Source organism: Ramlibacter sp., from assembly GCF_028292805.1.
Taxonomy (GTDB): Bacteria; Pseudomonadota; Gammaproteobacteria; order Burkholderiales; family Burkholderiaceae_C; genus Ramlibacter.
In genome coordinates, this window is sequence record NZ_JAQGLS010000208.1 from 1 (window position 1) to 9640 (window position 9640).

9 protein-coding genes are annotated in these 9640 nt (G+C 70.0%); 5 read left to right on the forward strand and 4 right to left on the reverse strand.

Going from position 1 to position 9640, the window contains the following annotated elements; translation table 11 throughout:
• Together JWP65_RS12950 and JWP65_RS12955 are read right to left on the reverse strand one after the other, a co-directional pair.
• The coding region (locus JWP65_RS12950; protein ID WP_299764339.1) for a homoserine kinase at positions 1-817 on the reverse strand (817 nt) is incomplete at its 3' end.
• Positions 817-1131 (reverse strand): hypothetical protein, encoded by a 315-nt coding sequence (locus JWP65_RS12955; protein ID WP_299764341.1) that lies wholly within the window; start codon positions 1129-1131, stop codon positions 817-819. The genes JWP65_RS12955 and JWP65_RS12950, both read right to left, overlap by 1 nt.
• A gap of 47 nt (positions 1132-1178) precedes the next feature.
• On the opposite strand from JWP65_RS12955, the gene polA reads away from it, so the two are divergent.
• Positions 1179-4004 carry a DNA polymerase I gene (gene polA, locus JWP65_RS12960; RefSeq protein WP_299764343.1) on the forward strand — a complete coding sequence of 942 codons (2826 nt, stop codon included), beginning with the start codon at positions 1179-1181 and terminating at the stop codon, positions 4002-4004.
• A gap of 78 nt (positions 4005-4082) precedes the next feature.
• Here polA and JWP65_RS12965 read toward each other — a convergent pair whose 3' ends face one another.
• Positions 4083-4370, reverse strand: coding sequence for an I78 family peptidase inhibitor (locus tag JWP65_RS12965; RefSeq protein WP_299764345.1), 288 nt, complete (start codon positions 4368-4370; stop codon positions 4083-4085).
• A 121-nt stretch (positions 4371-4491) separates the two neighbouring features.
• On the opposite strand from JWP65_RS12965, the gene JWP65_RS12970 reads away from it, so the two are divergent.
• From JWP65_RS12970 to JWP65_RS12980, 3 genes are read left to right on the forward strand one after another with little or no spacing between them, the layout of a single operon-like run.
• Complete coding sequence (locus tag JWP65_RS12970; protein ID WP_299764347.1) at positions 4492-5043, forward strand: 2Fe-2S iron-sulfur cluster-binding protein; 552 nt, start codon at positions 4492-4494, stop codon at positions 5041-5043.
• Positions 5040-6035 carry a xanthine dehydrogenase family protein subunit M gene (locus JWP65_RS12975; protein ID WP_299764349.1) on the forward strand — a complete coding sequence of 332 codons (996 nt, stop codon included), beginning with the start codon at positions 5040-5042 and terminating at the stop codon, positions 6033-6035. The genes JWP65_RS12970 and JWP65_RS12975 overlap by 4 nt, the downstream gene beginning before the upstream one ends.
• A complete protein-coding gene (locus tag JWP65_RS12980; protein WP_299764350.1) occupies positions 6035-8254 on the forward strand; it encodes a xanthine dehydrogenase family protein molybdopterin-binding subunit in 2220 nt (739 codons plus the stop codon). Before JWP65_RS12975 ends, JWP65_RS12980 begins: the two co-directional genes overlap by 1 nt.
• 4 nt (positions 8255-8258) lie before the next feature.
• Here the strand turns inward: JWP65_RS12980 and JWP65_RS12985 are convergent, their stop codons facing one another.
• Entirely contained in the window at positions 8259-8477 is a 219-nt protein-coding gene (locus JWP65_RS12985) for a 4-oxalocrotonate tautomerase (protein ID WP_299764354.1), read from the reverse strand.
• 66 nt (positions 8478-8543) lie between these two features.
• On the opposite strand from JWP65_RS12985, the gene JWP65_RS12990 reads away from it, so the two are divergent.
• Positions 8544-9440 carry a dienelactone hydrolase family protein gene (locus tag JWP65_RS12990; RefSeq protein ID WP_299764352.1) on the forward strand — a complete coding sequence of 299 codons (897 nt, stop codon included), beginning with the start codon at positions 8544-8546 and terminating at the stop codon, positions 9438-9440.
• Positions 9441-9640 lie beyond the last annotated feature (200 nt).

Consider the following 9640-nt stretch of genomic DNA (forward strand, 5'->3'; position numbering starts at 1 on the left):
TGGCCGGCAGCAGCTGCCGCTCGGCCGCGGCCAGCGGCCGCACAGTGGCGTAGCCGCGCAGGAAGGCGGCAGCGCGCCCGGGGTCGCTGGCGCCGGTGGCCAGGTCGATGGCCCAGTCGTTCAGGCAGACCGCGATGTCGAACAGCCAGCTGTCGACGCCGGCGAAGTAGAAGTCGAAAAAGCCGGTCAGGCGGCCGTGCTCGAACATCACGTTGTCGCGGAACAGGTCGGCGTGGATGGGCCCGCGCGGCAGCGCCGCGTAGGTGGCGCCGGCCGCCACGTGGTTCTGGAAGGCCAGCTCGCTGCGCAGCAAGGCGGCCTGCGCCGGCTCCAGGAACGGCAGCACCACCGGCACCGTCTCGTTCCACCAGGGCAGGCCACGCAGGTTGGGCTGGCTGCGCCCGTAGTCGCGCGCCGCCAGGTGCATCCGCGCCAGCATCGCCCCCACTTCGGCGCAGTGTTGCGGCGTCGGCGCCAGCTCGCTGTGGCCGGCCAGCCGGTTGACCACCGCGGCGGGCTTGCCGCAAACCTGGTGCAGGATGTCGCCGCTGGCGTCGCCCGCCGGGTCCGGCACCGGGATGCCGTGCCGGGCCAGGTGCTTCATCAGGTGCAGGTAGAACGGCAGCTGCTGCGCCGTCAGCCGCTCGAACAGCGTCAGGACATAGTCGTGGACCTGCCCGTCCTGCTCGGCGGTGACGAAGTAGTTGGTGTTCTCGATGCCGCCCTGGATGCCGCGCAGCGCGCGCAGCTCACCCAGCCGCAGCGCGCGCAGCAGCGCGCCCGCCTCGGCCTGCGAGACTTCGGTGAAGACCGCCATCAGAAGGCCAGGAGGTTCCAGACCCGCTGGCTGCCGCCGCCGGACAGCCCTTCGCGGCGCTCGGCGGGGCGGCTGCGCGCCAGGTCGTTGGGCTGCATCTCGTAAGGCGGCACCGCCGCCTTGGGCTGCACCGTGATGCTCTGGGTTTCGCCGCCGACGCGCACTTCCTCGATGCGGTTGCCGCCGTCCTCGGTGCGGATGCGCTCGATCTTCTGGTTCTTGCGCGGATCGAGCTCCGGGCCGCGGTCGAGCGGGGCCTGCGCCGCGGCGGCGCCGCAGGCAAGGAGGGCAAGGAGCGGCAGGAGCAAACGCATGGGCCCGATTGTAGGGGGGTCGGGGCCCGCAGGCACAATGCCGCACCATGGACGAGACCGACGCAGTACCCACCCCTGAACCCAAGATCCTGCTGCTGGTCGACGGCTCCAGCTACCTGTACCGCGCATTCCACGCGATGCCCGACCTGCGGGCGGTGCCGGGCGACCCGTCCAGCCCGGCCACCGGCGCCATCCGCGGCATGATCAACATGATGACGAAGCTGCGGCGCGACATCCGCGCCGACTACGCCGTCTGCGTCTTCGACGCCCCCGGCAAGACCTTCCGCGACGACGTCTATCCCGAGTACAAGGCGACGCGCTCGCCGATGCCGGACGATCTGCGCGCGCAGATCCCGGCCATCCACGAGGTGGTGCGCCTGCTGGGCTGGAAGGTGCTGAACGTGCCCGGCGTCGAGGCCGACGACGTGATCGGCACGCTGGCCTGCATGGCCACCGGGCAGGGCATCAGCACCATCATCTCCAGCGGCGACAAGGATCTGTCGCAGCTGGTCAACGAGCGCGTGACCGTGATCGACACGATGAACGACCGCACCCGCGACGTCAAGGGCGTGGAGGCCGAGTTCGGCGTGCCGCCGCGGCTGATGGTTGACTACCAGACGCTGGTCGGCGACACGGTCGACAACGTGCCGGGCGTGGCCAAGGTCGGCCCCAAGACGGCGGTCAAGCTGCTGCTGCAGTACGGCTCGCTCGACGCCCTGGTGGAAAGGGCGCACGAGGTCAAGGGCGCCGTCGGCGAGAACCTGCGCAAGGCGCTGGACTGGCTGCCCAAGGGCCGCGAGCTGCTCACCGTGCGCACCAACTGCGACCTGAAGGACCATATCCCCGGCCTGCCGGCGCTGGAAGACATCGTGATCGGCGGCCAGGACGTCGAGCCGCTCAAGGCCTTCTACGAGCGCTACGGCTTCAAGGGCCTGGTCAAGCAGCTGGAAGAACACGACGTCCAGCCCGAACTGGTGGCCGAGCACGCCAAGCGCACGCGCGTGGCCGGCCAGCCCGCGGCGCCGGGGCTGTTCGACGAACCCGACCTGTCGGGCCTGTCGCAAGCCAGCACGCTGCACTACGAAACCATCTTCACCTGGGAGCAGTTCGCCACCTGGGAGCAGCGGATCGAGGCGGCTGGGCTGGTCGCGCTCGACACCGAGACCACCTCGCTGGACGAGATGCGGGCCGAGATCGTCGGCCTGTCGTTCAGCACCGAGCCCGGCTTGGCGGCCTACATCCCGCTGGCGCACGACTCCCAGGGCGCGCCCGACCAGTTGCCGCGCGACGAGGTGCTGCAGCGCCTGCAAGGCTGGCTGGAAGACCCCGAAAAGAAGAAGCTGGGCCAGCACGTCAAGTACGACCGCCACGTGTTCGCCAACCACGGCATCGAGGTGCGCGGCTACGTCCACGACACCATGCTGGAGAGCTACGTGCTGGAAGTGCACAAGCCGCACGGGCTGGCCAGCCTGGCAGAGCGCCACCTGGGCCGCACCGGCATCGACTATGAAACGGTGGCCGGCAAGGGCGTGCACCAGATCACCTTCAACCAGGTGCCAGTCGACAAGGCGGCCGAGTATTCCTGCGAAGACTCCGACCAGACGCTGGACGTGCACCTGGCGCTGTGGCCCAAGCTGGAGCGCGACAGCCGGCTGCGCTTCATCTACGACCTGGAGATGCAGTCCAGCGAGGTGCTGTACCGGATCGAGCGCAACGGCGTGCTAATCGACGGCCAGGCGCTGGCGCAGCAAAGCCACGAGCTGGGCACCCGCATCATGCAGCTGGAACGCGAGGCGCACGAGCTGGCCGGCCAGCCGTTCAACCTGGGCAGCCCCAAGCAGATCGGCGAAGTGCTGTTCACCAAGCTGGGCCTGCCGGTGGCCAAGAAGACGGCCAGCGGCGCGCCGAGCACCGACGAAGAAGTGCTGGAAAAGCTGGCGGAAGACTATCCGCTGCCGGCCAAGCTGCTGGAGCATCGCGGCCTGTCCAAGCTCAAGGGCACTTACACCGACAAGCTGGCGCAGCTGGCCCATCCGCGCACCGGCCGGGTCCACACGCACTACGCGCAGGCGGTGGCGGTGACCGGGCGCCTGTCCAGCAACGAGCCCAACCTGCAGAACATCCCGATCCGCACCACCGAAGGCCGGCGCGTGCGCGAAGCCTTCGTGGCGCCGCCGGGCTGCTGCATTGCCAGCGCCGACTACAGCCAGATCGAGCTGCGCATCATGGCGCACATCAGCGAGGACGAGGCGCTGCTGCGGGCCTTCCGCGACAACGTCGACGTGCACCGCGCCACCGCCTCGGAAGTCTTCGGCCTGCCGCTGGACCAGGTCTCGAGCGAGCAGCGGCGCTATGCCAAGGTGATCAACTTCGGCCTGATCTACGGCATGAGCGCGTTCGGGCTGGCGCGCAACCTGGGCATCGAGACCGCAGCGGCCAAGAGCTACATCGATCGTTATTTCCAGCGCTACCCGGGCGTGAAGAACTACATGGACGAGACGCGGCTGTCGGCCAAGAGCCGCGGCTATGTCGAGACGGTGTTCGGCCGCCGCCTGTACCTGCCCGAGATCAACTCACCCAATGGCCCGCGCCGCGGCGGCGCCGAGCGCCAGGCCATCAACGCGCCCATGCAAGGCACGGCGGCCGACCTGATCAAGCTGGCCATGGTGAAGGTGCAGCAGGTGCTGGACCGCGACAACCGCAAGACCAAGATGATCATGCAGGTGCACGACGAACTTGTGTTCGAGGTGCCGCAGGACGAAGTCGAGTGGCTGACCACCGAAATTCCGCGGCTGATGGCGGGCGTGGCGGAGTTGAAGGTGCCGTTGCTGGCGGAGCTGGGTGTCGGGCCGAACTGGGACCAGGCGCACTGAACACGGAGCATGGTTCCGGGGCGGGCGCGGGACCACGAAACAGCATGTCGTTGCGGGCTCGACCCGCGATCGAGGCCTTCAACCGCAGCGCACTTTCGCCACCCGGTTGCCGGCCTCGATCTCCAGGTTCACCCGCTCGGCGCTGAAGTCCATGGTGACGGCTCGCCCGGGGCGGACCACGCGCGCCAGCTTGGCGCCGCTGCGGCGGCGCACCTCGTCCACCAGCGCGTCGGTGAAGATGTAGCCCACCGCGAACTGCGCCGCCTGCGCGTTGCAGGTGCCGGGCACCGGCGTCGCCTGCTGCTGTGCGCAGGCGCAGGCCAGGCAGGCCGCGAACAAGGTGGAAAGCAGGAGGGTAGGGCGCATGGCAACAGGGCTGCGGCCATTCTAGGGCGCGTCCTGCCTGGCAAGCCGTAGGAGGCGGCCGACCTGCGCGTGGGTTCGCCACCGGCAAACCGGCACGTTGCGCAGCCCCGACACTGGCAGGATGGCTCCATCCAACAATCCGCCGGCGGGCGAGCCCGCGCCCCAGCTGCTGCAGGTGCGCCTGGACGTCAACGGCGCCGCGCACGACCTCACCCTGGACAGCCGCACCACGCTGTTGGACGCGCTGCGCGAACACCTGCAGCTGGCCGGCAGCAAGAAAGGCTGCGATCATGGCCAGTGCGGCGCCTGCACGGTGCTGGTGGACGGCCGCCGCATCAACGCCTGCCTGAGCCTTGCAGTGATGCACGACGGCCAGCAGGTCACCACCATCGAAGGCCTCGGCCAGCAACGCAGCCTGCATCCGCTGCAGGCCGCCTTCGTCAAGCACGACGGCTTGCAGTGCGGCTATTGCACGCCGGGCCAGATCTGCTCTGCCGCCGGCATGCTGCGGGAGTTGCGGGACGGCATGCCCAGCCATGTCACCGACGACCTGGCCGCGGCGCCGCTGCTGCACGCGGACGAGATTCGCGAGCGCATGAGCGGCAACCTGTGCCGCTGCAGCGCCTACCCGAACATCGTCGATGCCATCCTGGAAGTAGGGCAGGCCGGATGAAAGCCTTCGCCTACGAACGCGCGACCAGCCCGGCGCAAGCCGCGCAACTGGTGGCGGCCCGATCCGACGCCAGGTTCATCGCCGGCGGTACCAACCTGCTGGACCTGATGAAGCTTCGCATCGAGGCGCCGGCGCTGGTGGTGGACGTCAACCGGCTGGACCTGGATCGCATCGAGGACACCGCCGAGGGCGGACTGCGCATCGGCACGCTGGTGCGCAACGCCGACCTGGCGGCCGACGCCCGCGTGCGCGAACGCTATCCGGTGTTGAGCCGGGCGCTGCTGGCCGGCGCCTCCGGCCAACTGCGCAACAAGGCCACCACCGGCGGCAACCTGCTGCAGCGCACCCGCTGCTACTACTTCTACGACCCGTCCAAACCGTGCAACAAGCGCGCGCCCGGCAGCGGCTGTTCGGCAATCGGCGGCTTCAACCGCAACCACGCCGTGCTGGGCGCGAGCGAGCACTGCATTGCCACCCACCCGTCCGACATGGCGGTGGCGATGCGGGTGCTGGATGCGCAGGTGGAGACCGTCGCCGGCGACGGGGCCGGCCGCGTGATCCCCATCGCGGACTTCCACCGCCTGCCGGGCGACACGCCGGACATCGAGACGACGCTGCGACACGGCGAGTTCATCACCTCGGTGTTGCTGCCACCGCCGCCGCCGGGGCGGCAGGTCTACCGCAAGGTGCGCGACCGCGCTTCCTATGCCTTCGCGCTGGTGTCGCTGGCGGCGATCGTCGATGCTGGCGATGGCGTGGTGCGGGCTGCCCGCCTGGCATTCGGCGGCCTGGCGCACAAGCCCTGGCGCGCGCCGGCCGCCGAAGATGCGCTGCGCGACGCCAAGCTCGGCGAGCAAGCCTTCAATGCCGCCGGCGACGCCGTGCTGCGGGGCGCGCGCGGCCATGGCCACAACGACTTCAAGATTCCGCTGGTGCGGCGGGTGCTGGCCGGCGTGCTGGCGCAGGCTTGCCAGCCGCGAGGGACCCCCTGATGGAGATGAACCGGCCGGCGCCGCCGAACGCGCTCGACGAAAACCGCCATGGCCAGATCGGCCGCGCCCTGGACCGCGTGGACGGTCCGCAGAAAGTGGCCGGCGCCGCCCCCTACGCCTACGAAGTGCGCCACGGTGAGCCGCCCGCGTATGGCTGGATCGTCGAGGCGACCATCGCCCGTGGCCGCGTGCGCAGCGTCGATGCCACCGCGGCCGAACGCGCGCCCGGCGTGCTGCTGGTGATGACGCACCGCAATGTGCCCAAGCAGGCGCCCTGGGGCCCGCTGGAGATGGACGACCGCTTCGCCCGGGCCAAGCCCTGCCTGGCCGACGACCGCATCGCGCACTACGGCGAACCGGTTGCCTTCGTGGTGGCGCAGACGCTGGAACAGGCCCGCAGCGCCGCGCAGCTGGTGCGGGTGGAGTACGACCCCGAGGACGGCGCCTTCCAGCTGCAGCACAACCTGGCAGCGGCCGACAAGCCGGGCGATGACGAGGAGCCGGACAGCGCCAACGGCGACTTCGCTCAATCCTTCACGGCCGCCGCCGTGCGGGTCGACCTGCAGTACACGACACCGGTCCACATCCACGCCCAGATGGAGCCGCATGCGGCGCTGGCCTGGTGGGAAGGCGAGCGGGTGACCGTGCACTGTTCCTCGCAGCTGCTGGAGAGCGCGCAAAAATGCGTGGCCAACACCTTGCAGATCCCCCAGGAGAAGGTGCGGGTGGTCAGCCGCTTCATCGGCGGTGGCTTTGGCGGCAAGCTGCCGATCCACGCCGAAGTGATCCTGTCGGTGCTGGCGTCGCGCCAGCTCCAGCGGCCGGTCAAGACGGCGCTGACGCGCCAGCAGATGTTTCATCTGACCAGCCACCGGACCGACACGGTGCAGCAGCTCAGGCTCGGCGCCGCTGCCGACGGCACGCTGCAGGCGATCTCGCACGAATCGTGGTCGCACTGCGCGCGTTTTGACAATTACCTGGAGCCGGTGGTGGCCGCCACCCGCTCGCTGTACGCCGGCGCCCACCGCTTCACGCGCCAGCGCCACGTCAAGCTCGACCTGCCGGTGGCCGACTCGTGCCGCTCGCCGGGCGAGGCGGTGGGCATGTTGACGCTGGAATGCGCGATGGACGAACTGGCCGAGGCGCTGGGCATGGACCCGCTGGTGCTGCGGCTGAAGAACGAGCCGCAGCAGGATCCGGAAAAGCACGTGCCGTTCTCCTCCCGCCAGCTGGCGCAGTGCCTGCACGAGGGTGCGCGCCGCTTCGGCTGGGACAGTCGCAACGCGCGGCCGGCGCAGGTGCGCGAAGGACGCTGGCTGGTCGGCATGGGGATGGCCTCGGCGTCGCGCGGCAACAAGCTGCAGCCGTCCAAGTGCAAGGTGTGCCTGGGCGCCGACGGCGTGCTGGTGGCGCGCATGTCCATGACCGACATCGGCACCGGCAGCTACACCGTGTTCACCCAGGTCGCCGCCGAAATGCTGGGCCTGCCGGTGGAGCAGGTGCGCATGGAGCTGGGCGACAGCGACTTCCCGCCCACGGCCGGCTCGGGCGGTTCATTCGGCGCGGCCAGCGCCGGCTCGGCGTTGTACGACGCCTGCGAGAAACTGCGCACGAAGTTCGCCCAGTCTGCCGGCATCGATCCGGCGCACGCCGATTTCGGGGACGGCCACGTGCGCGGCGGCGGCAAGAGCGCGTCGCTGGCGAAGCTGGCCGGCCCGGAGGGCATGGAGGCGGACGGCGAAATCAGGCCGGGCGCGATGGCCAAGGCGTACTCGCAGCAGTCGTACGGCGCTTTCTTCGCCGAGGTGGCGGTGGACAGCGACAGCGGCGAGGTGCGGCTGCGCCGCATGCTCGGCGTGTTCGCCGCCGGCCGCATCCTCAACGAGAAGACGGCCCGCTCGCAGTTGCTGGGCGGGATGATCTGGGGCGTGGGCGCTGCGCTGCACGAAGCGGCGGCGATCGATCCGCGCCACGGCTTCTTCGCCAACCACGACATCGCCGAATACCACGTGCCGGTGCACGCCGACATCCCGGCGCTGGAGGTGGTGCTGCTGCCGGAGGTCGACGACAAGGCCAACCCGTTGAAGATCAAGGGGCTGGGTGAACTGGGCATCAGCGGCGCCGCCGGCGCCCTGGCCAACGCGGTCTACAACGCCTGCGGGGTGCGGGTGCGCGATTTCCCGATCACGCTGGACAAGCTGCTGCCGGGACTGCCGTAGAACCTCAACTCTTTTTCGGCTCCGAATGCAGTTCCCCGCCGGTCGCCCAGTCGGACCGCTTGACGTCGTTGAGGATCACGTCGACGTTTTCGGGCTTGCTGCCCAGCGCGTCGACGCAGGCTTGCGTGATGCCCTTGACCAGGTTCTTCTTCTGCTCGGGGGTGCGGCCTTCGAACAGGTCGACTCGGATCGTGGGCATGGGATCTCCTTGGTTGAAAAACAGCTCGCATTGTGCCGCCGCGGCCGGGCCGCACTAGACTGCGCACCTGCGACGAACAACGGAGAACGCATGCTGCGCGACGACCTGAAGGCCCAATTCGATTCCCTGCTCCCGGGTGGTTTCACCGAACAGGGCGCCACCCGGCGCACCGCTCTGAAGGCGGCGCTGGGCGTGGGCTATGCCGCCGCGGCGGCGCCGCTGATGGCGCAGACGGCGATTCGCACGTCGTCCGACGGCCTGGCCGCGGGCGAGGTGACGTACGAAGTCGACGGCTTCAAGGTTCCGGCCTACCGCGCGGCGCCGGCCGGCCGGACCGGGCTGCCGGTGGTGCTGGTGATCCAGGAGATCTTCGGCGTGCACGAATACATCGCCGACACCGCCCGCCGTTTCGCCCGCGCCGGCTACCTGGCCATCGCCCCCGAGCTGTATGCGCGCCAGGGCGATCCCACCTCGTACGGCGAGATGGCCAAGCTGATGAGCGAGGTCGTCTCCAAGGTGCCGGACGCCCAGGTCATGGCCGACCTCGACGGCGCGCTGCGCTGGGCGGCGGACAACGGCGGCGACGTCTCCAAGGCCGGCGTCACCGGCTTTTGCTGGGGTGGCCGAATCACCTGGCTGTACGCGGCCCACCGGCCCGTCAAGGCCGGCGTGGCCTGGTACGGCCGCCTGGTCGGCGCCCCCGGCGAGTTCACGCCCCGCCATCCGGCGGACGTGGCGGCCGGCCTGAGGGCGCCGGTGCTGGGCCTGTACGGCGCGGCCGACACCGGCATCCCGCTTGACACGGTTGATAAGATGAAGGCTGCCTTGGCGACCGGCTCCCCCGCCGCCCGGGCTTCGCAATTCGTGGTCTACCCCGATGCGCCGCATGCCTTCCACGCCGACTACCGCCCCAGCTTTCGCCAGGGCCCGGCCGCGGACGGTTTCAAGCGCGCACTGGAGTGGTTCCGCCAGCACGGCGTGGCGTAAGCGGCGCCGGACCCCACCAAAGGAGCCGCCCCCCGGGGCGGCTTTTCGTTCGTGACACTGATCGCCATCCTCTTCGCCACGCTCACGGCCGGCATCGGCAGCGTCTGGCTTGCCGCCGCCCTCATGCGCCTGGGCTGGTTGCCCGGCGCCGGCCCGAAATCACGCGGGCCGGCGGAGCAGCACCTGCTGAGCCTGGCCGC

Excerpts from the sequence above, each read along its gene's own strand:
- JWP65_RS12980 (WP_299764350.1), top strand. The coding sequence starts at position 6,035 with ATGGAGATGAACCGGCCGGCGCCGCCGAACGCGCTCGACGAAAACCGC.
- JWP65_RS12970 (WP_299764347.1), top strand. The coding sequence starts at position 4,492 with ATGGCTCCATCCAACAATCCGCCGGCGGGCGAGCCCGCGCCCCAGCTG.
- polA (WP_299764343.1), top strand. The coding sequence starts at position 1,179 with ATGGACGAGACCGACGCAGTACCCACCCCTGAACCCAAGATCCTGCTG.
- JWP65_RS12975 (WP_299764349.1), top strand. The coding sequence starts at position 5,040 with ATGAAAGCCTTCGCCTACGAACGCGCGACCAGCCCGGCGCAAGCCGCG.
- JWP65_RS12990 (WP_299764352.1), top strand. The coding sequence starts at position 8,544 with ATGCTGCGCGACGACCTGAAGGCCCAATTCGATTCCCTGCTCCCGGGT.
- JWP65_RS12955 (WP_299764341.1), bottom strand. The coding sequence starts at position 1,131 with ATGCGTTTGCTCCTGCCGCTCCTTGCCCTCCTTGCCTGCGGCGCCGCC.
- JWP65_RS12965 (WP_299764345.1), bottom strand. The coding sequence starts at position 4,370 with ATGCGCCCTACCCTCCTGCTTTCCACCTTGTTCGCGGCCTGCCTGGCC.